Origin of the sequence: Oceanobacillus sp. FSL W7-1304 (assembly GCF_037969805.1) — a bacterium.
In the GTDB taxonomy this organism is placed as follows: Bacteria; Bacillota; Bacilli; order Bacillales; family Amphibacillaceae; genus Oceanobacillus; species Oceanobacillus profundus.
This window is the reverse complement of sequence record NZ_CP150211.1, coordinates 2,253,038-2,276,195: the sequence shown is the minus strand read 5'-3', so window position 1 is coordinate 2,276,195 and position 23,158 is coordinate 2,253,038. Positions and strand designations below refer to the sequence as shown.

Genomic DNA, 23,158 nt, shown 5'->3' with positions numbered 1-23,158 from the left:
TACGTTCCGCTACTCAAAGCTACGCCGCCTCGAACTTCTTGGTCCTTTTTATCCTCCTTTTGAACACATACTGTAACGCAAATGAATAGGAGGAATGAATTTGAACGAATCGATACGTATAAAAGGTGCGCGTGAGCACAACCTGAAAAATATTTCATTGGATATTCCAAAGCACAAGTTTGTTGTTTTAACTGGTCCTTCCGGGTCAGGAAAATCTACACTGGCATTGGACACGCTCCAACGGGAATGCCAACGACAATACATGGAATCAATGGGAATGGTTACAGACGGAATAAGTAAACCGAAAGTCGACTCTATGATTGGGCTTTCCCCATCAATCAGTGTTGGACAGCATGTCACGAATCGAAACCCTCGCTCAACCGTTGGAACCGTAACAGATATGTATACCTACCTGCGCCTGATTTACGAAAAGTTAGGAGAGCGCCCTTGCCAGAATTGCCAATATATGATTTTACCAACTATCGATAAAGAAGAATATAACGAAGAAACAGGGTTTAAGCAATTTATTCATTGTCCGCATTGTGATCATCGCTTGGAGAAATTAACACGGTCTCATTTCTCTTATAATAAGCCGGAGGGTGCTTGTGAGACATGTGATGGTCTTGGTAAAGTTTCTGAAATTCATCTCGACTCGGTATTTGATCAGGAGCTTAGCTTAAAAGAGGGTGGAGTTAAAATTTGGACAGGGGCATATGGAGATTATCTAAGAGATATCGTAAAAAATGCTGCTGCTTATTATGGAATCACTTTAGATGAAAACTCAGCCTTAAAAGAATTGGATGATGTCGCTCGTGATTTACTCTATTACGGAGTAGAAGATGAGAAGTTCACTACTCACTTTCCGGATGTAAAGCCACCAAAAACCGTTGCTAAAGGGAAATTCGAGGGTGTTCTAACTGGAATGTGGAGAAGGTACATTGAAAAGGGTGGAAATTCAGGAGAAGCCGAGTTGTTCTTTTCGAATCAATGTCCAGACTGTAAGGGGAAAAGGCTAAAGAAAGAGATGAGAGAAGTGCTTGTAGCAAATACATCGATCACGAATGTATCAAGTTTTCCTTTAGAAGATATGCAAACATGGTTAACGGATCTTCATGCATCGCTATCCCGCGAAGCAGAAGAGGTTGTAGAAACATTTTTACTAGACTTGATCGAGAAGGTTACCCGAATTATTAATGTTGGTTTAGGCTATTTATCATTAGATCGCCAAACGATATCGCTATCAGGTGGGGAAGCGCAGCGACTTCGATTGGCCTCGATTATTGGTTCTGGATTAACTGGTGTACTTTACATTCTAGATGAACCGACAGCTGGGCTGCATCCAAAGGATACAAAAGGTCTCGTACGTGTAATGAAACAGTTACGTGATTTAGGAAATACCGTTCTTGTAATCGAGCATGATGCAGATGTGATGCGTGAAGCTGACCATATTATTGATATGGGACCTGGTGCTGGCAACCGTGGTGGAACCGTAGTTGGTGAAGGCAGCTTAGAGGAGCTAATGAGTCAAGAGAAGTCAATTACTGGGGCTTACCTAAAAGAAGGTCGTCAAGAAGCAAGGCAACGTCGTGAAGGAACAGGACAGTATTTAACAGTTCATCATGCGACAAAACATAATTTAAAAGATATTACTGTATCCTTTCCCTTAGGTAAATTTGTCTCTGTAACAGGTGTATCGGGATCTGGGAAATCAACGTTAGTCTTTGACTTGCTTGCTTCATTTGAAACGGGTGTATATAACGGCTGTCAGAAAGTTTCTGGTCATGAGAATATTGAACGAGTCATCACGGTGAATCAATCACCGCTTAGTCGAATGCAGCGTTCCAATATTGCTACGTATACAGACGTCTTTACACCATTACGCAACCTTTTTGCAAGCTTACCGGAAGCCAAGGAAAGAAAGCTTAAGCCAAAAGATTTTTCATTCAATACAGTTGGCGGAAGATGTGAACATTGCCAAGGACTTGGATTTGTAACAACCAATATGCATTTCCTTCCAGACCTTGAGGTACAATGTCCAGTATGCCGTGGCAACAGATTTAAAGAAACCATATTAGAAGTAACATATAAAGGCTATTCAATTACGCAGCTGCTTGATATGTCGATTGAAGAGAGTTTGCCACTTTTTGAAGGGCAAAAGAAGATATTCCAAGTAACACAGCTTTTATGTGAAATTGGACTCGGCTATTTAAATTGGGGCCAATCCGTTAAAACACTATCTGGTGGGGAAGGACAACGACTCAAACTGGCAAAGGAATTAAATAAACCGTCGAATAAATCGACACTCTACCTATTGGACGAGCCATCGACAGGCTTGCACCCCAGTGATGTTAAAAGACTGCTGCTTTTATTAAACCGGCTTGTAGACGCCGGGAACACGGTCATTATTGTGGAGCATAATAGTGATGTTATTCGTGAATCAGACTGGGTGATTGATCTTGGTCCGGAAGGTGGTAATGCTGGTGGACTACTTGTAGCTGAGGGAACACCTGAATCGATTTCAAAAGTAGAAAAATCTCATACAGCAGCATTTTTGTAAAGATGCTAACGACAAAATTGAAAGTAGTTTCTCCATTGTAAACTTATATAGATTTTTTCCGATTCGCTCTTGAACCTCCAGTTACGTGAGGTCTTATAATAAGAATATGTTTATATGAGGGAGGAATTGTTATGGGGGAAATTAACAGGTATTCCATTGGAGAGTTTTCAGAAAAGACAGGGGTATCGATTCGTACGTTACATTACTATGATGAAATCGGTCTTTTACAACCTGAAAAACATCCATCATCGGGTCACCGTATATACAAACATCAAGATATTCTTACCCTGCAAAAAATTGTCAGTCTAAAGTTTCTAGGTTACAGCTTAGAAAAAATCACGAATTTATTACATCAATCGATTATTACTGTTGACTTAAATGAGACATTAGCCCTTCAGTTAGAAGTATTAAAAAAAGATAAAGAGCGAATCGAGCAGTCCATGACAACTATTCAGAGGGTCATTAAGGTACTTGAAGAAGAAGGAGGAGTGGATAGTGCCATTTTATTCAGCCTTATTCATAGTATGCAAACGGAAAGTATACAGAATGAATGGCTGGAAAGGCACAATCTTACGGTAGTGGTTGAGAAGTTGTCCAAGAAAACGGAAAAGGAGAAAATCACCTTAGATAAAACCTTTATACAGATGGCTAAAGAGGTTAAAAAATTATATGGAAAACCTATACAGGATCAAGAAGTGCAAAAAATGATTAAAGCCTTTATAGAAGCTTCATTTGAATTTCTTGGTGATGATTTAGTGCAGCAGCTAGCCGATGCTGAAGTAGAAGAACTGGATATTCAAGAGTTAGAAAATCTAGCTCCTTCTCCTTTCACAGAAGATGAACAGAAATGGCTTAATCAAGCGATGGAATATTATATGAAAGAAGCAGGGTTGGAATAGAAATGCTGTTTCGATTTGTCACGTATTAACGGTCTGTAATACCCCCATCCCTAAACCGAAGGCAACCAAAACGTGTGAAGATGGCGGAAAACAGTCCGTAAATTCCTGATTCTGCCCAGCTAACACTCCGTGGGGGCAAAAGGGCCCCACGGAATGAAGTTTCACTTTATTAAAAGGGATAAAAAACAGTATAAAATCAGATTGCTATATTTCTATTTTAGAAAAAAAAGAAAGTAATTTGTTATAAAAGCAGGATTGCAGAGTCTGTGCTATAGTATTGAATGGTACAATAGTAGGGGGACTAAGGGGGCTTTTCCCCGTTTATAATTAAAATGCAATGACAGGAGTTTTCAAATGGAAAAATCACAAAAAAATGGAATTAAACCGTTTATATCTTTAATTGTTTCTGCAAAAATCCCAAAAGCAGCATTAACATTCGGTCTAATTGGGAGTCTGATTACAACACTTGTCGGATTGACTATTCCGATATTAACGAGAGAGCTAGTAGATGGCTTCTCTGTCGCTTCGCTAAGCGCAACACTCGTTATTGCTATTCTTGCGGTGTTTATTATTCAAGCAGTAATCGATGGGCTATCCACCTATTTACTCGCTGCAGTTGGACAAAAAATCGTTGCAAGACTGCGTCAGATGATGTGGCTCAAGCTGATCCGTTTGCCAGTTAGCTATTTTGATAAACAAGCAAGTGGGGAATCTGTTAGTCGCGTCATTAATGATACAGGGATTGTGAAAGATTTAATATCACAGCATTTCCCGCAATTTATTACTGGTCTTATTTCGATTATTGGTGCAGTAGTAATTTTATTTATTATGGACTGGAAAATGACATTAATGATGCTTATCGCTGTTCCAGTTACCGTAGCAATCATGATTCCTTTAGGTACTAGGATGGCAAAGATCTCAAAGAACTTGCAGGATGAGACTGCAACCTTTAATGGTAAAATTCAACAAACAATCAGTGAAATCCGTTTAATGAAGGCATCTACAGCGGAACAAGCTGAAGCAACAAAAGGAATTACTGGAATTGGAAAACTATTAAGCTATGGACTGAAAGAGGCTCGTATCTTTGCTTTAATCGGACCATTCATGTATACCATTGTCATGTTCGTTATTGTTGTCATTATTGGTTATGGTGGAATCCGTGTTGCAGAAGGAACGATGTCCACAGGTTCACTTGTTGCGTTTTTACTGTATTTATTCCAAATCATTTTTCCAATTACGACTTTTGCAATGTTTTTCACAGAATTGCAAAAGGCAAAAGGTGCTACGGAGCGGATTATTGAGATTTTGGAAATTCCAGAGGAAGCCGGTCAAGAAGGTAAAGATAAAGATATTGCGAACCAACCGATCGCTGTTTCGAACGTGTCATTTGCATATAGTGATGACGAACCGGTTATTAAAAATGTTACTTTCGAGGCACTTCCGGGTGAAATGATCGCTTTTGCGGGTCCGAGTGGTGGAGGGAAGACGACCTTATTCGGATTAATTGAACGATATTATGAGCCAACAACAGGAGAGGTACGAATTGGCGATACGCCAATCCAAGAATTGTCACTTGCATCATGGCGCAGCCAAATTGGTTATGTTTCACAGGAAAGTGCCATGATGGCTGGAACAATCCGGGAGAATTTAACTTATGGACTAAGTGATGCAACGGATATTTCCGAGGAGCGTTTATGGGAAGTTGCCAAAATGGCTTATGCCGATCAATTTATTGAAACATTTGCAAAAGGCTTGGACACAGAAGTAGGGGAGCGCGGTGTGAAATTATCTGGTGGACAGCGGCAGCGAATTAATATCGCCAGAGCTTTCTTGCGTGATCCTAAGATTTTAATGCTAGATGAAGCAACGGCGAGCTTAGATAGCCAATCAGAGCATGCTGTCCAAGAAGCGTTAACACGATTAATGGAAGGCCGTACAACATTCGTCATTGCCCACAGGTTATCAACAATTGTTGATGCAGATAAGATTATTTTTATTGAAAAAGGGCAAGTAACAGGAATGGGTACACATCAGGAATTAACAGCATCGCATTCGCTTTATCGTGAATTTGCGGAGCAGCAGCTGACGTAGAAAGTAAGAAAACCACTGGTTCAAGTAGGACCAGTGGTTTTTTGATTACATTTATTTACGTGTTATAAGTTGAAACTTAATCAAAAACATTAGATGGTGAGTAATTCCGTACAATATTAATAATTTGTTTTCCATCACTGGCGTGCTTTTCAGAGTATTGCACAGGGAAAAGTGAAAAGAACATATAGTATATAGTAAAGTAACCAAACTGATAGAAAAATTGTGCCTCAGGCAACCAGCCTATTATAATAAACAGATTGACTAAGAGAATAGAAATTAGGTTTAATAATACTCCTCCAGCATGAACGAGAATATGTGTTAAACGCGTATTTTTTTTTAAGGATTCATAATGACAATAAGAATCTAAAAAATAATATCGATTCACTTGAATGGTGCCTAGTTTGAATAACAATTTTCCTCTACCTAGAATTATTTCGGATCTCCCTCCAAATAAAAGTGCCATTAAATAATGACCTAATTGGTGAATCAATGATACTAAAGGAAGCAATACAAAGAAAGCCCAAAATGCAGTTATTAAATCATTCCATTCGAACATCATCTCAGCTCCATTTCTACACTAGACTAATATCCGATTTTTTCGTTTTTAAACCGTGCTTTTATTTTAAATTAGTTTATATTAAGATTAGGTGATTTATATAGACTTGTACGGTAATGGGGGGATGTATAAAATGAACCATGAAAAATTAAAGGCCTTCATGACATTAAGTGCTTTGTCAGCTACTTGTGGCATTGTCATCATTTTATTTAGTGGATCAATTGGGACGGTTATAGCGGATAGTTGGCTAGCAGCTCAAGGTAGTGCTGACACCTTTATTTACGAATTTAAGATGAAATCTAATACGACGAACTTTTTGGTTATCGGAAGCATCTTTCTAGGAGTTGGTCTTGCTTCAGTCTTCTTTACGTATTATCAGGTGCTTCGGATGAAAGGTTGATCATTTAACAGAATGAGAGGTGAGTAGTCAAGCTCCCATTCTGTTCCAACAAACTATTCTTTTTTCCTTCGTTTAAAAATAGCTACAGAAAGGATGAAGCTTATTATCAATAGAGATCCAAACCAAAGAATTGTGAACCAAGCATTGTTACCAATTGGTGTTCCGATAAGAAGTCCTCGTAGCGTTTCAATCAGTGGAGTCATCGGCTGGTTGTCTGCGAAAGTGTGGAGCCAAGTAGGCATTGTCTCTGTAGGTACAAAAGCACTACTAACATATGGCAGGAATAGCATCGGAAATGTAGCTGCATTTGCTGTTTCTACGCTTTTTGTGATTAAACCAATGGCTACAAATAGCCAGTTGAGAGAGAACATAAATAGAGACAACAGGCCAATAATACCAAGCCATTCTGTAAATCCAGCATTCGGTCGAAATCCTATGAGCATTGCAACAAGAAAGATGACAGTTGTAGCAATCGCATTACGAACGAACCCTCCAGTAACGTGACCGACCATCAAGGAAGAAGGGAGAAGAGACATGCTGCGAAGACGCTCAAATAAACCACCGACCATGTCCTGTGTAACACTTATTGCTATAAGCGAACTTCCAAATCCTGCACATGTGATAATTACTCCTGGAACAACATAATTAACATATTCTGTTCCAGTCTCAATAGCTCCCCCAAAAATGTAGACAAACATGACCATGATCGCGACTGGTAGCCCGATAGCCATTAATAGGGACTCTGGTTCACGGAAAATATGCTTTAAGCTTCGCTGTGACATTGTCCAGCCATCTGATAGTGCCCAATAAAGTTTTGATTTACGCATGGACGGATCGCCCCCTTCTTTTTCGACTTGTTATATCTATAAAAACATCATCAAGTGTTGGTTTGCGGAAGTTGATGGAGCTAGGTTCGATTCCATGCTCATGTAATGTGTTGAGTAGATTGCGCAAATTTTCTGGTGAACCGTTTTGAATGGAAATACTATGCTCTTTTTCATTTGCTTGCGCTTGTAAAAGTTTTGAAGCGAGTTGAAATACCTCCAAATCATCAAAGGTTAATTCTAGCTTTTCATCACCAATCATTCGCTTTAGTTCTTCAGCAGTTCCTTCTTCTACGATCTTTCCATTATCAATAACAGCAATTTTATCCGCAAGCTGATCAGCTTCCTCCAAGTATTGGGTCGTTAAAAAGATAGTTACGCCGTCCTCGGAAAGCTGTTGAATCAGGTTCCACATATTCCTCCGGCTGCGTGGGTCTAGTCCTGTTGTAGGCTCATCTAGGAAAATAACTTGCGGAGAGACAAGCAGGCTAATTGCAATATCAAGCCTTCTACGCATCCCGCCGGAATAGGTTTTTACACTTTTTTTTGCGGCATTTACTAACTCGAATTGTTTTAGCAGTTCGGATGTACGCTTCTTCACCGCATCACGATTCAAGTGATTTAAACGCCCCATCATCATTAGGTTTTCTTCACCTGTCAGCAATTCATCTACTGAAGCATACTGACCTGTCAAACTAATCTGCTGTCTCACAGATTCAGGTTCACGATGGGTATTGTATCCAGCGATTGTAGCAATACCACTATCGGCTTGGATTAATGTTGCTAAAATACGTACAGTTGTGGTCTTACCAGTGCCATTTTCCCCAAGCAATGCAAATATTGATCCCCGCTCTACTTTAAAATTTAGGCCATCTAAAACAATGTGTTTTCCATAGGATTTCTTTAAGTTTTGAACAGAAATAATGTCACCCTTCATTTTATCACCCCTTATTGATTGACTTAATCAGTCAATTTAAAGTCAAAAATATTGACTGGTTCTTTGATTGATTAAACCAGTCAATATAAAAGTATAATGAATCCCCTCGTTTGTCAACAATAAATTTTGATGTCAAATGGAGGGGAGATGAATAAGGGGTTAACGTGTCGTAATCATCCGCAAGAAAATAGCGATTTTACGGTCCATATTTTCCTGCCAATAATCGGGGTCATCTGCTATTACCCCAGAAATAATGGTTAGAAATAATCCAACCAGCTCTTCCGGATCTTCTTGAATGATTTCGCCAGCTGCTTGTCCTTCAATAAAAATGGGAATAAAAAATTCAATATACATCATCCCAACTTTTTTTGTGAAATCTAGTATATGAGTAGGAACACCTTCTGTATGCTCTAGGTGTTGAATAATACGAAATATATCACTGCTTTCATACTTGCTTGATGAGAGGGCGAATTTTGTAAAGTCACGTATTTTTTCTGTCGGAGTAATCGCCATCTCAGATAGCTTGTTAAGATATTTCTTCGTTTCATTTAACTCCATTGCCCATTCCAGACTTTCGTATAACACTTCTTCCTTGGATTTAAAATAGTGATAAACTAAGCCGTGACTAATTCCAGCTTCCTTTGCAATTAAACTGATTTTTGTTAGTTTAAAGCCATTTGCTGCAAAGACTCTAAGCGCAGCTCGCATAATTTGTATTTTACGTTCATTTCGGATATTTTCTAATTGGTCTTCGTTTAAAGGCGCCATACCTATCAGCTCCCTAAAGTATTGGTATCATGATTTTACCACATCGCAGTAAAAAGACTAAGCAGAACTGTTTTTGCTTAGCCTAACTCAGCGCTTTGTTTTGCGATCCTTGACGGCTTGCTGACCAACAAGACCGATAATTAAAATGATAACCGAAATAATGCTATAGTCTTGAAAGAAGCTCGTAAACGGAATATCTAAAAAGAGGAAGATTGCTGTTAGAATTCGACCAAGTAACAGTATTAATCCGATAACGGTCATCCAATCAAATAATCGCTTTAACATATATGAACTAGCCCCCCTTACTATCTGTTAATGGAAAAGAAGGTTCAACGAATGAACATCTTCAGATATACTTTCAATATGCTATACTACGTCTAAGTGCATAAAGATTTTTCATGGTTAACCATACTTTTTAAGAACGGATTCTATGCTTAATATAACATGAATCAGCTGATGGGGTTGCCTCAATTCGTCAAATTCGGAATAGTAAAGTTAGGATGAAGGAGTGAAATTATGGAGACGTGGGATGTTTACGACAAGGACAGAAAGCTGACAGATAAGCAAATGAATCGTGGGGATACATTCGGACAAGATGCGTACCATTTAGTGATTCATGTCTGTCTATTTAATCAACTTGGAGAAATGCTGATTCAACAGCGACACCCCAATAAGGAAGATTGGAAGGACATGTGGGATATTACCGTAGGAGGCAGTGCGATAACAGGTGAAACGAGTCAACGAGCTGCGGAAAGAGAAGTAAAAGAAGAAATTGGTTATACCCTTGACCTTCAAAATATGCGTCCTTCTCTAACTGTAAACTTTGAATATGGATTTGATGATTATTACCTTATTGAAACCGATTTAAACATCAAAAACCTTACACTGCCGACTGAAGAAGTGAAACAGGTAAGGTGGGCGTCGAAAAATGAGATCATCAATATGATTTCAGAAGGCTTATTTATTCCTTATCATGAGCCGCTAATTGCATTATTGTTTGATATGAGATTCAACTTGGGAGCGCACAATCAAAGATTAGGCTCCTAGTAGAAAGAGTAAAAATGCGTAATGCATGTACTAAAGCTGAAAAGGGGTTGGTATTCATGTCTCATACATTATCCATAAAGCATCTAACAATCGGAGAAGGTGCTCCGAAAATTTGTGTTCCATTAGTTGGTAAAACGCATGTAGAATTAATTGAAGAGACAAAGCTCTTAATGTCTTTGGATGTGGATTTAGTGGAATGGCGTGTTGATTTTTTGGAGATGGTAGAAGACATTGAGCAAGTTAAATCGGTACTAATCGATATTCGAGAAAGATTAAAAGATATTCCTTTAATCTTTACGTTTCGTAGTGCAAAAGAGGGCGGAGAAAAGGAACTATCATCTGGCGCTTACATAGCATTAAATAAAACAATAATTGAAACGGGACTAATCGATATTGTTGATGTTGAGTTGTATAATGATGAACAAACTGTGAAAACGCTTATACATAGTGCACATGAAAATCAAGTTTATGTTATTCTTTCCAACCATGATTTTGAAAAAACGCCACCAAAAGAAGAAATTGTAAATCGCCTAAAAAGAGCGCAGGAGCTCGGAGGAGATCTTCCTAAAATTGCAGTAATGCCGAAAAACGCTAGAGATGTCTTAATTTTATTAGAAGCGACTAACGAAATGAAGGAATGTTACGCGAATCGGCCAATTATTACGATGTCGATGGCAGGAAATGGAGTAATTAGCCGCTTGGCAGGAGAATTATTCGGTTCTGCAATCACATTTGGAGCAGCAGAAAAGGCATCTGCACCCGGGCAGATTGCAATTCATGAATTACGATTGATATTAAATGTCATTCATAAAAATTTATAGTTTGTAATAAAAACTCTTTTCGATTTAAGGAAAGAGTTTTTTTATATTGCAGGACACTATAAAATTTGAATGCTGTGGATAACTTAGTTACCTAAACGGCTACGTCCAGCTCCAGCGCCCAGCGACTAGCGAGACTTCCCTCACCTCCGTACGATAAGTCAACATCGACTCCCTGCGGTCGCCGTGTTTCCTTTATCTCCTACGGCTCAGTCCAGTCCGTACGTCGCTAACCGGGCGCTTGCGCTTTTGTTCTGAACAAAATTACTATCGCACCGTGGCAGACCTTCGTTCCAGGTTCCCTAAGGCGACAGCGAAGTCACCAATTGGGCGATTGGATCATATAAACATATTACCTATAAAAGTTTCCTTAAGGAAAAATAATATACTATCACAAAAACACTTGACAATAGCTAATAATAAGATTAAATTTATAAATAACAAATAAAGTTTACCTAGGTAAAAATAAAGGGGAGGATACAAAATGGGAGGATTTACTCAAAAGATATGGGGTCTTGCACTATTTGCGATGATTATTCTGCTTGCTGCATGTAATTCGGATGGTGGAGCGTCAGGTGAAACAAATGGATCAGGAGAGGAAAAGATAAAGGTTCTAACAACGATTGCTCAGATAGGAGAACCATTATCCGAAATAGGGGGAGATCGTGTAGAAGTTGAAAGTCTAATGGGACCATCAGTGGATCCGCATCTATATAACCCAACACAAAGCGATATTGCAAAGGTGGATGAAGCAGAGGTTATTTTTTATAATGGCTTGAATTTAGAAGTGAACATGGTAAAAGTATTTGACTCGATCGGTGATTCTAAACCAGTTCTGGCAATTGGAGATAGTCTTTCAGAAGATGCTTTATTACATGATGAGGACGGTGCGATTGATCCACATATCTGGTTTGATCTAGATTTATGGGAAGCGGCGCTGGATGCTGCGGTAGAAGAGCTGAAGGCATACTCACCAGAGGATGCGGATTACTTTGAGGAAAATAAAACGCAATATTTTGCTGAATTGGAAGAATTAAAGCAAGAAGCGGAGAAGCTAGCGGATATTCCGGAAAGTGGACGCGTTCTTGTGACAGCACATGATGCATTCGGGTATTTTGGTAGAATGCATGACATGGAGGTAATAGGTCTTCAAGGTTTGAGTACGGAAGATGAAATTGGGATTTCTGATATTAACGATACAATTGCAACTATTAAAGAATATCAGGTTCCTGCTATATTCGTAGAGAGCAGTATTAATTCAAGTTCTATTGAGGCTGTAATCGAAGGTGCTAAAAGTGAAGGGGTAGACGTTGAGTTAGGTGGAGAACTATTCTCTGATGCAATGGGTTCACCTGGAAGTGAAGAGGGCACATATATTGGAATGTACCGTCATAATATGAATACAATTTATGATGCATTAACTGGAGGAGCTGAGTAACGTGGCAACACCAATTTTACAGGTAGAAAATTTATCCGCTTCATACCGGAAAAACACGGTCCTTCACGATATTAATTTTGAAGTGAACGGCGGTTCCTTAACAGGAATTGTTGGACCGAATGGAGCGGGGAAATCAACACTATTAAAAACGATATTAAATCTTCATCCCTCATTGACAGGATCTGTAAAATTTTTCGGTCTTCCATTTATAAAAGCCAAAAAACGGATTGGGTATGTGCCGCAACGAGGTTCTGTCGACTGGGATTTTCCAACGGATGCACTTGATGTCGTGACAATGGGACTGTATGGTCAAATTGGATGGCTGAGGAGACCATCCCGTTTGCATAAAGAAAGAGCATATGAGGCATTGGACAAAATGGGGATGGCAGATTATGCGAATCGGCAAATTAGCCAGCTTTCTGGTGGTCAGCAACAACGCGTCTTTTTAGCCCGAGCTTTAGTACAGGATGCTGACTTTTATTTCATGGACGAACCGCTTGCTGGTGTAGATGCTGCTACAGAGCGAGCAATCATGACAATTTTAAAAGAGCTGAAAGCAATTGGTAAGACCGTTATGGTTGTACATCATGATTTGCAAACGGTAGAAGATTACTTTGATCATGTTTTATTACTAAATCGTACCGTCATTAAACATGGAAAAACAGAGCAGATTTTTACAAGAGAAAATATCGCCAATACCTATGGAGGAAATATGCGCTGGATGGGAGAGGAACAACGTCATGCTGTCCATTCTATTGAATAGTAATACAGGGTGGGTTCTATTGAGTACGATGACCCTAGGTATTGCTGCTGGGACAATTGGTTGTATGGCTTATTGGAAAAGACAAAATCTGATGAGTGATGCATTATCACATGCTGCATTGCCAGGAGTCGTTATTGCCTTTCTCCTTATTGGTGAGAAAAATCTGCTTATACTTATTATTGGAGCTGCAATCAGCGCTTTAATTGGTGCATTTTTAATCCAATGGATTACGACAGCGAGTCGGATTTCGGAGGATTCCGCAATGGGAATGGTTTTAGCTATCTTCTACGGCTTTGGTATCATGCTTTTAACAATAGCTAACCGGTCTGCTGGGGGAAACCAGAGTGGGTTAGACGGCTTTATTTATGGGCAGGCTGCAGCGATGGTTCGAACAGATGTTATAACGATGCTGGTATTAGCGCTCATTGTTGTTTTTATTGTATTTATTGGATTTAAAGAATGGAAGCTTTATCTCTTTGACGGGCAGTTCGCTAAAGGAATTGGACTATCACTTAAAGGCATGAATACATTGTATACGGCAGTGCTGGTTACAACCATTGTAATTGGGATTCAAGCTGTTGGTGTTATTTTAATGGCGGCGATGTTAATTATTCCAGCAGTAAGTGCTCGCTATTGGACACAGTCCTTTAAGATAATGATTCTGTTGTCTGCTATATTTGGTGGACTAGCGGGAGCAGCAGGTACATTAATCAGTGCTTTAGGAAGCGGACTGCCTACTGGTCCGTTTATTGTAGTGGTAGGTGCTGGATTTTTTGTTGTATCGCTCATCTTTGGGAAAGAAAAAGGTATACTAATCCATTATTTGCAATTTAAGTTGCACCAAAGGAATCAGCAATCAAATACTCAAACACTGAAGCAGGAGGGGTGAGGAAATGACATATACAGCATGGATTATTTTAACTGCTGCTCTGGTAGGACTTTCCTGTGGTGTGATTGGTGTTTTTCTTATATTAAGGAAGACAGCGATGATGGCAGATGCAATTAGTCACACAGTTTTATTAGGGATTGTAATTGCCTATATTGTTACACGTGAAGTTAGTGGGACAGCGATGCTAATTGGAGGGATATTGGCAGGGGTTTTTACAGCTTTTCTAGTACAATGGCTGCATTCATTGCGGGTACAGCATGATGCAGCAATGGGAATTGTTTTTACAACTTTATTTGCAATTGGTGTAATATTAATTGCTACTTCAGTTGGAAATGCACACCTAGATGTACAGCATGCGTTAATGGGTGAAATTACATTTATTCCGTTTCATATGATTACATTACCATTTATTGGCGCAATTCCCGAAGCGACAGCGTTGTTATTGCTAGTGCTAGCAGTTATTCTCTTTTTTATCATCGCTTTTTATAAAGAATGGAAAATCACATCCTTTGATCCAGCCTTAGCGGCAAGCCTTGGGATACCAGTAATACTCATGCATTATCTTTTTATGGGCCTTGTATCCGTCACAACGGTTGCTTCATTTGATGCTGTGGGGGCGATTATGGTTGTTGCGATGCTCATTACACCTGCTGCCTCTGCTTATTTATGGACAGATAAGCTTTCGTTCATGCTTGTGCTCAGTGGCTCATTTGGGGTAGTTTCCGCAGTGACCGGTTACTATATTGCAGCCTGGATTGATACATCGATTTCAGGCTCTATGGCATTCGCAACTGGCTTGGTATTTATGATAAGCTTTATTTTTTCACCGAAACATGGCTTGATCGCAAAACGCGTGCGGCCAGCTGAAACAATGTAAAAGAGGTGCACCTTTTAGGGCACCTCTTTTCGTTTGAAAAGCTAATCGTTCGTTACTGTCAAAAGGACGACAATATGATCTGCCTGTATTGGTTAGTACTCGAAAAAACGATATTGCTGCTCAGTATTAGACAGTGTATGTGCAGGATTTAACCAATTGTTGCTAACCTATTTAGCCCGCTCCGGCCGGCTATCCGAATTGGTTTAGCTCCCCGTCTCTAATAAGGCTCTGCGTCATGTCCCTTATCAATTGCTTCTTTTACTGCTTTTCCAGCATCTTTCGCACCAAGTGGATGTATTTCTTCAGCAGATTCCATCATCGTTGAACTTGTTTGTTTACTGGCTTCAGCTATTCCTTCACGTAACCGGCGCCCATATTCTTCATCTGCTTGCTCCGCTAATGCAATCATCCTGTCTTGAATTTCCTTTTGACAGGTTGAAAGATCACCAACAAGATTGGAAATTAATTCGTCTTTTTCCCATTGTTCAAATCTGCGATAGGTTTCGCCTGCTTGTTTTGTATTATCGTTTCGGTCAATTGATTCGCGAACGAGGTTACCCTCAATCTTTGGAGTATATTCTTTTCCTGCTTGCTTTGCTTCTTTCAAACCGCCTAGGCTGGATGGCTCATAATTCACATGTGGATTCTGGCCAGGCGCTTTATCATTGTGATAGCGAAGTTGTCCACCCTCTTGGTTCGTCGCAACTCGTTTTTGGGGAGCATTAATTGGAAGCTGTAAATGGTTTGCTCCTACGCGATAGCGCTGTGTATCAGAGTAAGAAAATGTACGCCCTTGCAACATTTTATCGTCCGAAAAGTCAAGTCCATCAACGAGGACCCCAGTTCCGAAAGAGACTTGTTCAACTTCATTAAAGTAGTTTTCTGGGTTTTTATTTAGCACCATTTTTCCAACCGGCAGCCATGGGAACTGATCCTCAGGCCACAGTTTCGTATCATCAAGCGGGTCAAAGTCTAATTCAGGATGTGGTCCATCTTCCATAATCTGTACAAACATTTCCCACTCTGGGTAATCGCCCTTTTCAATGGATTCATATAAATCTTGTGTGGCGTGGTTGAAGTTCTTGCCTTGTATTTCTTGCGCTTCTTTTGCCGTTAAATTTTTGATTCCTTGCTTTGGCTCCCAATGGTATTTTACAAGAACGGCTTTACCTTCTGCATTTACCCATTTATAGGTGTTTACACCAGAGCCTTGCATCATTCGATAGTTTGCTGGAATTCCCCATGGAGAATATATAAAGGTCACCATATGAAAGGATTCTGGTGAATTGGAGCAAAAATCAAAGAAACGCTCACTATCCTGGATATTTGTTACAGGGTCTGGTCGAAAGGCATGGATCATGTCTGGGAATTTCATGGCATCGCGGATAAAGAAAATCTTGATATTGTTCCCAACTAAATCCCAGTTCCCGTCTTCTGTGTAAAACTTCACTGCAAACCCACGGGGGTCGCGAACTGTTTCTGGAGAGTGCAGACCATGTACTACTGTTGAAAAACGAACGAAGACAGGAGTTTGCTTTCCTTTTTCTTGGAAAACTTTCGCACGTGTATAGTTGGAAACAGGGTCATCTCCAACATTTCCATACGTTTCAAAGTAGCCATGTGCACCAGCTCCGCGAGCATGAACAATTCGTTCAGGAACCTTTTCACGGTCAAAGTGACTGATTTTTTCAATAAAGTCATAGTTTTCAAGTGTGGCTGGTCCACGATTACCAACAGTTCGGATGTTTTGGTTATTTGTGACAGGATGGCCTTGGCGAGTTGTTAACGTATCATCATGTTCAATATTTGTCTGTAAATTTTCATTTGATGGATCTTTATCCATTGATTATCTCCCTTTCTTTATGTTTTTCCAAATAAAGCTTAACCATCTATAGCGTGCCCGGTTATTCTAAAAATAATCGGACATTTATAGGATTTAAGATGTTAAAGAAACAACACACTTCTGAGTAGACCTAGTTGCCCCATAAGTCAAATAGTAATGAATATCCGTATTAAAAGTGAATGCTAGAGCGATAACGTTAAATTTATAGTCATATGGTTTTATTCCCATGCATATACCATGAAAAGTGGTAGAATAAAGTATGGATTGCTTCATATAGAAAGGAAGATTCATACATGACAACAAAGGTGACGCAACCTTTAATAACACCTTTAAATGATCCGTGGGAAGCTTATATGGATGTAGAAGAATATGGTGAAATGACTTTATCGAATATCGAATTTACAACAACTAACATGTGTAATATGCGCTGTGCTCACTGTGCGGTAGGATATACATTGCAAAGCAGTGATCCAGATGCGTTGCCAATTGAGTTGATTCTGAAGCGTTTGGATGAGATTCCGAAGCTCCGCACACTAAGTATTACGGGTGGAGAACCGATGATGAATAAAAAGTTGGTTCGTAACTATGTTATTCCTTTACTTGAATATGCGCATCGTCGTGGTGTTAAAACACAGATGAACTCTAATTTAACACTGCCATTCGAGCGCTATGAGGAAATTATTCCGTTTCTTGATGTGCTACATATTTCGCATAACTGGGGAACTGCTGAGGAGTTTGCTCAAACTGGATTTGCGATGATGGAACGTAAACCCTCGCTGGAAAATCGAATAAAATATTTTGACCGTTTAGTAGAAAATTCGCAACGCCTCTCAGCTAATGGTGTCATGGTTTCAGCAGAAACAATGCTGAACAAGCGGACATATCCTTATTTGGAACAAATTCATGATCATATTAATGAAATGGGTTGTGCAAGACATGAAGTGCATCCAATGTATCCGGTCGACTTTGCGAGCACAATGGAAACGTTAAGTCTAGACGAAATGCGGACAGCAATTGAGCGTCTATTAGAGCACCGAAATCCCGATATGTGGATGCTATTTGGAACATTGCCGTTCTATGCTTGTAGTGCAAATGAAGCGGACTTAGCATTGTTGAATCGCCTCTACAAAGAAAAAAATGTGACAGTTAGAAATGATCCAGACGGAAGGTCACGCTTAAATGTAAATATTTTTACAGGTGAAGTCATTGTAACAGATTTCGGTGACGAGCCATCTTTAGGGAACATACAAACGACTTCTTTGCTGGAATCATATAAGCGTTGGATGGATACGAAAACTGCTAAAAGCTTAAACTGTCATTGTCCTGCAGTAAAATGTCTTGGCCCGAATGTTTTAGTGAAAAATGCTTATTATTCAGATGTTGATTTTCAAAAACGAAAAGCAACAATTAGTCTTTAATTTTTGTTTTGAGAAGAAGCTGGGACATAACAAAAGTGTTTAATGTTAAAGACGAACGATGCATAAGCTTAGCGTAGGAAATATAGCCGCCTCTGGATGTGCGAAGTATATTTCCGGAGCGAGTTATTTGCACCGGTCATGTTCGGTTTTTATTTCATAAAGATACTTTTGTCTCAGCTTCATTCCAAATCGGGCCATCAATCCACGGTGAAATGCGATATCCCCTTACAAGCGCGCTCCACTCAATAAGGGAAAAGCTTTTTCCTCACCTAGTAAACGAAATTATCGAAATATAGCTAAACTTTTAACTTGAATTTTTTATTATAGGCTTTACAATGAATAATAACTTAACAGTATTTTTCCTGAGGGGGATAGAATAAAAATGCCAATTAGAATACCGGCACAATTGCCGGCGAAGGAGATTCTTGAGCAGGAGAATATATTTGTAATGGAAGAAGAGCGCGCGGTTACGCAGGATATTCGGCCACTTAATATATTAATTGTCAATTTGATGCCTGAAAAGCAAAAAACAGAAGCACATCTCCTTCGTTATCTTGGGAATACGCCAATCCAGGTAAACGTCTCATTTTTGAAGATGACGACACATGATTCAAAAAATACGAGTAAATATCATTTGGACACCTTTTATAAACCGTTTTCTGACATTAAAGAGAAGCGGTTCGATGGAATGATTATTACAGGATCGCCTGTTGAGCATCTTTCATTTGAAGAAGTGGATTACTGGGAAGAATTACAAGAGATTATGAATTGGTCAAAAGAAAATGTTACATCGACATTGCATATTTGCTGGGGTGCGCAGGCGGCTTTGTATCACCATTATGGGATTAATAAGCATGAATTACCGGAAAAATGCTTTGGTATTTTTGAACATGAGGTATTACACCGAAATGAGAATCTCGTGCGTGGATTTGATGATTATTTCCTTGCGCCACACTCTAGATATACCGATATTTCGTATGAGGAGATCGCAAACCATTCAAAACTGCAAATCCTGGCCCATTCCGATAAGGCAGGTATTTTCTTAATGTCCTCTAAAGACGGTAAGAATATAATGGCAACAGGTCATCTTGAATATAGTGCAAGTACATTGGCAGAAGAATATCATCGGGACCATCAGAGAGGTATTCTAACACAATTGCCAGAGAACTACTTCCCGAACGATGATCCAAATGAAAAGCCATTACATCGATGGAAAAGTCATTGTAGTTTATTGTTCTCGAATTGGCTGAATTATTATGTCTACCAAACAACACCATATGAATGGGATTAACCAAAGAAATTCGAGCTGAACATCCTCTGGAAGAGGCTAGCTGTTCAGCTCTTTTTGTTGGTTACAAAGTGGTGATCGTTACGTTCCATTCTTCAAAGGTTGCTTCCTCGTAGCTAGCGATTAATCCTTTAGCTGAAAGATCGGCTTTTGGTATTGCTTTTTGTTTAATAACGACGTCAAACGGCTGTTCAAATGGGAAGTCATCTAATACGACTGTGTTCTCATTTTTCCAGTGTAACTGTAAGTGTTCGTCGCAAAATTCGTGCAATGCTTGATTCATGGGAATCCCATCTTTAAAAAAGGAATGTCCGGCATTCATTGCATTACCCGGTTCATTCAAACAAAGATACAAAGAAAGGTTATCACTAAACTGAATAAGCCCATAATGAAAATTAAACAAACGTTTGTTGAATTCGTTTAAAGTGGCAATAATTGATTGCTGCCGTGTGTTTTCTGCTGTAACAAATTCCTGGGCTTCTAGAGAAGTATGATTTAAAAGGAAGCGTTTATAGTGTTCACTGCATAGAAGTGCAGCGTATGAATCTACTTGTTGGACCACATCAATCCCATGCTTATAAAGAACGATTTTCGGTAAGATCGGAAAATCGAAAAAAGAGTAGGGTATTGCTTCTTTGTCGTTCAGAAATGGCTGTTTGTCAAACTCCTTCCAGCCACAGTCATGCTGATATGCTGCGAATTCAACCGAGCTTCGTAAACCGTCTCCTAAAAAGTAATCTTTCTTCCATTGTTTCACAATATCACCGGAAATAGCTGCATGGTGATCCTGCTGAATCAATATTAATTCTTGATTGCGTTCTCGAACAATCATGCTATCCATCCTTTCCGATTTTACGTAACCTAAGTATAAGCAAAATCTGTGGATGATGGAAATAAAATAACCTCCTCATTCGTGAACGAACGAGGAGGTTATTTACATTAGACGATTAAATTTTAATCGCTTATTCAGGGCATATATAATTGGGATACCGATAGCTAATACAACGAACTCACCGACGGCTGTTGTATACCAGGTCAACAGGAACGGAAATTGTAAAGCAAGCTTCAATTCAAATGCAATAATGAACATATTGAATGTAAAGACAATGGTATTCGCAGCAAGCAGCACCCATATATTTTTTATATATTTTGCTAGTAGAATGATAATAGCTAATGAAATTGCAGAGTGTGCTACACCAAAGACTAAATCAAACCAACCTAAAGGTGAAAATAATAGGTTATATAAAAATACCCCTATTACAATTCCAAAGAAGTAGCGCTTATCAAATACAATAAGATGGTTAAATACTTCAGAAATGCGGAATTGGATATTTGTAAATCCGAATGGAACAATGAGTGCGGATACAGCAATATATAAAGCAGCTATTAACGCATTCACCACAAGAGTTCTTACTTTCATGTTAATCTCTCTCCTTAGTTTTTTATCGTGGGATGGTTTCGAACCACGTGAAACATATGCTATCATACCAGTGTTTATTAGCCTTTGTAAATACTAATGTATAAAAATTATTTATGGGAAATAATTAAATAACTTTAAAACGGATGTTTTTATTCATATAGGCACGTTACTTAAACATGCCTCATACAATAAATTTGGAATAGAATGAAGGGAATGAGTAAAGTGTACTATTTTTATCCGTATCCTCTGCCTTACTTTACGAACATACCGCATTATCCTTACGAAAGACCGTTTTATTATGGAAGTCTAATGAATGAACAATTACAAAAAAAAGAAGATTTCCGAGTGAAGGATTATGGACCACAACCGTTTGTTATAAATATTAATAAGGCTACACGAAATAATAATACGTATCGTACTGCTATATGGACAGGAGAGCACATGCAAGTTACATTAATGAGTATTCATGTTGGTGATGATATTGGTTTAGAAATACATCCAGATACCGATCAATTCCTGCGAATAGAGCAAGGACAGGGGATTGTAAGAATGGGGAAAAGCAGTAATAACTTGAATTTTGAAAGAAGAGTATACGACGATACAGCAATTATGGTGCCTGCTGGAACATGGCATAATGTAATCAATACAGGCAATATTCCATTAAAGCTTTATACAATATATGCCCCCCCACATCATCCACATGGCACTGTTGAGACAACTAAAGCGGAGGCAATGCTGGAAGAATAGCACGCTGTTATGCCGCAGTATATTTCGTATTATTTTATTTGCCACTAGATGTTGGTTGTTGTTTAGAACGGAGTTTATTTAGCGGGATGGATAGTTTCAATCTTTAAAGAACTGTTTACGCCTATGGGGACTTAGGCTTTCTCTTTCTATATTTAAAAGCTAACCAAGTAGTTTTCAATGAAGAATAGGTACCTACTGCCGCAGCACCATAAAAAGCCCCCATAAATACCAGCCCATAAATCTCCTCTATGACTAATAAAGATGGAAATAATAAACCCAATAATGCTTGCTATGGTAGGAAAGTATTGACGTGGAACAGGAAATACTTTAAAACATTGGGTTAATAACACGACAGCTGGTACAGCAATAACTCCGTCCCAGAAATTTGTGTGAATGGTTGGGTAGTCCATGAGAATCGATTCCTTTCATGTTAAATACTAGAAGCATTAATTGAACGATTTATTTTCTAAAACAACAATTTTACTATTTCTAGAAATACTTGCTTTCTTGGTCTGTTCAACTAATCGATTAATCTGATTACAGCACTGTTTAGCACCTGCTATAAGTAATGGAACGCCGATAAAGTCAATGTGTAGACCTCTAGAGAAAAATCCTCCAATTGACATAGCTATAGGTACGGTCGGTGAAGTGTTGGATATTACTATTTTTTCATTAAAATTATATTTTTCCTGTAATAGCTCAATAAGATTTTGTATTGCTGGCACAACATATTTATTATCTTTTCTGCCTATGGTATAAACAGCATTTCCATCTTCATCTAATCCATGAAATATTAATTTTCCAAGATCGTGTTTTGTTAATTTGTTAAAATAATCTACACTCATAATCTCCTCTTTTGTAAGAACTTTGTCAGTCGGGATTTTTTTTAGATGATATGCTGCTGCAAGAGAAGTTGTATGTGTTCCGCCATAGTCATTGTATATAAATATCACGATAATCATCCTCCACTACTATTGTGACCAAGTTCGTCTTTTTTAGCAGATAAGAATGTAAACTTTCATATGCTGCATAAGTGCAACTAGGAATTCGTCTAAAGCCTTGTTTTACTTCAAAGCATAAGAGAATGCATCATACACTTTCTAAGAATCACATTAACGAATGCCAAGTTTTGTAATAAAAGAGTAGAGATGTAGGTTTTTAACAAATTTACATTAATTGCATAAAGTTAATAAAATGATTGATTATTATCACATGTCACCTCCTTTAATCTACTTAAAGGAGGGTTATTTATATTTAGAGAATAGACCAAATGGAAGGCAACTGATTAAAAAGAAAAGCTAAGCCTAATCGAAAAAAATGAGTGGCATAGTAACACTTTTTTATGTAAACATAACACCATTAAAATGGAAAATACATTACGTAATCATAATGTATTTATTGACTACATCATTCCAAAATGATAAATTAGAATAGCTATTAAGTCGCGTGAAAAGTGCGATTTTTTTCGTTGTATCAGTGTTACGAATTTTCAAATTCGTGTTACTGACATGTAGGAATACAATTAGAGTAAAAGTAATTTTTTAATTGATGTAATCAAGGTGAGCAGTTAAGGAGGAA

Annotated in this window: 22 protein-coding genes, 1 pseudogene and 1 riboswitch; of the genes and pseudogenes, 13 read left to right on the top strand and 10 right to left on the bottom strand. The window is 38.7% G+C overall.

The genetic code is table 11. The annotated features are described in order from the left end of the window. The first annotated feature begins 100 nt into the window (after positions 1-100). The 3 genes from uvrA to NYE61_RS11505 all read left to right on the top strand — a co-directional run bounded on the left by uvrA (position 101) and on the right by NYE61_RS11505 (position 5,547). Positions 101-2,557, top strand: coding sequence for an excinuclease ABC subunit UvrA (gene uvrA, locus NYE61_RS11515; protein WP_303448282.1), 2,457 nt, complete (start codon positions 101-103; stop codon positions 2,555-2,557). A 131-nt stretch (positions 2,558-2,688) separates the two neighbouring features. Then, complete coding sequence (locus NYE61_RS11510; RefSeq protein ID WP_303448283.1) at positions 2,689-3,456, top strand: MerR family transcriptional regulator; 768 nt, start codon at positions 2,689-2,691, stop codon at positions 3,454-3,456. Positions 3,457-3,810: 354 nt separating this feature from the next. After that, a complete protein-coding gene (locus NYE61_RS11505; RefSeq protein ID WP_095312045.1) occupies positions 3,811-5,547 on the top strand; it encodes an ABC transporter ATP-binding protein in 1,737 nt (578 codons plus the stop codon). 76 nt (positions 5,548-5,623) lie between these two features. On the opposite strand, the gene NYE61_RS11500 is transcribed toward NYE61_RS11505, so the two are convergent. Continuing rightward, positions 5,624-6,106, bottom strand: a complete 483-nt coding sequence (locus tag NYE61_RS11500; protein ID WP_339315513.1) for a hypothetical protein — start codon at positions 6,104-6,106, stop codon at positions 5,624-5,626. 130 nt (positions 6,107-6,236) lie between these two features. On the opposite strand from NYE61_RS11500, the gene NYE61_RS11495 reads away from it, so the two are divergent. Further along, complete coding sequence (locus NYE61_RS11495) at positions 6,237-6,503, top strand: hypothetical protein (RefSeq protein ID WP_303448284.1); 267 nt, start codon at positions 6,237-6,239, stop codon at positions 6,501-6,503. Positions 6,504-6,556: 53 nt separating this feature from the next. On the opposite strand, the gene NYE61_RS11490 is transcribed toward NYE61_RS11495, so the two are convergent. From NYE61_RS11490 to NYE61_RS11475, 4 genes are all read right to left on the bottom strand, one after another. Then, positions 6,557-7,330, bottom strand: a complete 774-nt coding sequence (locus NYE61_RS11490) for an ABC transporter permease (protein ID WP_303448285.1) — start codon at positions 7,328-7,330, stop codon at positions 6,557-6,559. After that, positions 7,323-8,264, bottom strand: coding sequence for an ATP-binding cassette domain-containing protein (locus NYE61_RS11485; protein ID WP_303448286.1), 942 nt, complete (start codon positions 8,262-8,264; stop codon positions 7,323-7,325). The genes NYE61_RS11490 and NYE61_RS11485 overlap by 8 nt, the downstream gene beginning before the upstream one ends. A gap of 159 nt (positions 8,265-8,423) precedes the next feature. Then, positions 8,424-9,032: a TetR/AcrR family transcriptional regulator gene (locus tag NYE61_RS11480; RefSeq protein ID WP_118889248.1), complete on the bottom strand. Its 609-nt coding sequence runs from the start codon at positions 9,030-9,032 to the stop codon at positions 8,424-8,426. An 87-nt stretch (positions 9,033-9,119) separates the two neighbouring features. Continuing rightward, a complete protein-coding gene (locus tag NYE61_RS11475) occupies positions 9,120-9,317 on the bottom strand; it encodes a hypothetical protein (protein WP_095312057.1) in 198 nt (65 codons plus the stop codon). A 231-nt stretch (positions 9,318-9,548) separates the two neighbouring features. On the opposite strand from NYE61_RS11475, the gene NYE61_RS11470 reads away from it, so the two are divergent. From NYE61_RS11470 to NYE61_RS11445, 6 genes are all read left to right on the top strand, one after another. Continuing rightward, a complete protein-coding gene (locus tag NYE61_RS11470; RefSeq protein WP_303448288.1) occupies positions 9,549-10,079 on the top strand; it encodes an NUDIX domain-containing protein in 531 nt (176 codons plus the stop codon). 56 nt (positions 10,080-10,135) lie between these two features. Continuing rightward, positions 10,136-10,900: a type I 3-dehydroquinate dehydratase gene (aroD, locus tag NYE61_RS11465; protein ID WP_303448290.1), complete on the top strand. Its 765-nt coding sequence runs from the start codon at positions 10,136-10,138 to the stop codon at positions 10,898-10,900. A 481-nt stretch (positions 10,901-11,381) separates the two neighbouring features. Then, a complete protein-coding gene (locus NYE61_RS11460; protein ID WP_095312063.1) occupies positions 11,382-12,335 on the top strand; it encodes a zinc ABC transporter substrate-binding protein in 954 nt (317 codons plus the stop codon). Position 12,336: 1 nt separating this feature from the next. Next, on the top strand, positions 12,337-13,098 hold the full coding sequence (locus NYE61_RS11455; RefSeq protein ID WP_118889243.1) for a metal ABC transporter ATP-binding protein: 762 nt from the start codon (positions 12,337-12,339) through the stop codon (positions 13,096-13,098). After that, on the top strand, positions 13,076-13,987 hold the full coding sequence (locus NYE61_RS11450) for a metal ABC transporter permease (protein ID WP_095312068.1): 912 nt from the start codon (positions 13,076-13,078) through the stop codon (positions 13,985-13,987). The genes NYE61_RS11455 and NYE61_RS11450 overlap by 23 nt, the downstream gene beginning before the upstream one ends. Before the next feature lie 4 nt (positions 13,988-13,991). Further along, on the top strand, positions 13,992-14,864 hold the full coding sequence (locus tag NYE61_RS11445; protein WP_095312070.1) for a metal ABC transporter permease: 873 nt from the start codon (positions 13,992-13,994) through the stop codon (positions 14,862-14,864). Positions 14,865-15,081: 217 nt separating this feature from the next. Here the strand turns inward: NYE61_RS11445 and NYE61_RS11440 are convergent, their stop codons facing one another. Continuing rightward, positions 15,082-16,707, bottom strand: a complete 1,626-nt coding sequence (locus NYE61_RS11440) for a catalase (RefSeq protein ID WP_118889242.1) — start codon at positions 16,705-16,707, stop codon at positions 15,082-15,084. Between the two features lie 293 nt (positions 16,708-17,000). On the opposite strand from NYE61_RS11440, the gene yfkAB reads away from it, so the two are divergent. Both yfkAB and metA read left to right on the top strand, forming a co-directional pair. Then, positions 17,001-18,125, top strand: coding sequence for a radical SAM/CxCxxxxC motif protein YfkAB (yfkAB, locus tag NYE61_RS11435; protein WP_303448291.1), 1,125 nt, complete (start codon positions 17,001-17,003; stop codon positions 18,123-18,125). Between the two features lie 382 nt (positions 18,126-18,507). Then, a complete protein-coding gene (metA, locus tag NYE61_RS11430) occupies positions 18,508-19,416 on the top strand; it encodes a homoserine O-succinyltransferase (protein ID WP_095312076.1) in 909 nt (302 codons plus the stop codon). A 61-nt stretch (positions 19,417-19,477) separates the two neighbouring features. On the opposite strand, the gene NYE61_RS11425 is transcribed toward metA, so the two are convergent. Both NYE61_RS11425 and NYE61_RS11420 read right to left on the bottom strand, forming a co-directional pair. Next, complete coding sequence (locus NYE61_RS11425) at positions 19,478-20,245, bottom strand: DUF3891 family protein (protein WP_303448292.1); 768 nt, start codon at positions 20,243-20,245, stop codon at positions 19,478-19,480. A 102-nt stretch (positions 20,246-20,347) separates the two neighbouring features. Further along, positions 20,348-20,833 carry a QueT transporter family protein gene (locus tag NYE61_RS11420; protein WP_118889238.1) on the bottom strand — a complete coding sequence of 162 codons (486 nt, stop codon included), beginning with the start codon at positions 20,831-20,833 and terminating at the stop codon, positions 20,348-20,350. Between the two features lie 8 nt (positions 20,834-20,841). Next, a riboswitch (PreQ1 riboswitch) is annotated at positions 20,842-20,886 on the bottom strand. A gap of 160 nt (positions 20,887-21,046) precedes the next feature. Here NYE61_RS11420 and NYE61_RS11415 point away from each other — a divergent pair. Continuing rightward, positions 21,047-21,580: a cupin domain-containing protein gene (locus NYE61_RS11415; protein WP_118889237.1), complete on the top strand. Its 534-nt coding sequence runs from the start codon at positions 21,047-21,049 to the stop codon at positions 21,578-21,580. A gap of 121 nt (positions 21,581-21,701) precedes the next feature. On the opposite strand, the pseudogene NYE61_RS11410 reads toward NYE61_RS11415, so the two are convergent. Both NYE61_RS11410 and NYE61_RS11405 read right to left on the bottom strand, forming a co-directional pair. Then, a pseudogene (locus NYE61_RS11410) lies at positions 21,702-21,990 on the bottom strand (hypothetical protein). Positions 21,991-22,026: 36 nt separating this feature from the next. Continuing rightward, positions 22,027-22,533, bottom strand: a complete 507-nt coding sequence (locus NYE61_RS11405; RefSeq protein WP_118889235.1) for a DUF3189 family protein — start codon at positions 22,531-22,533, stop codon at positions 22,027-22,029. Positions 22,534-23,158 lie beyond the last annotated feature (625 nt).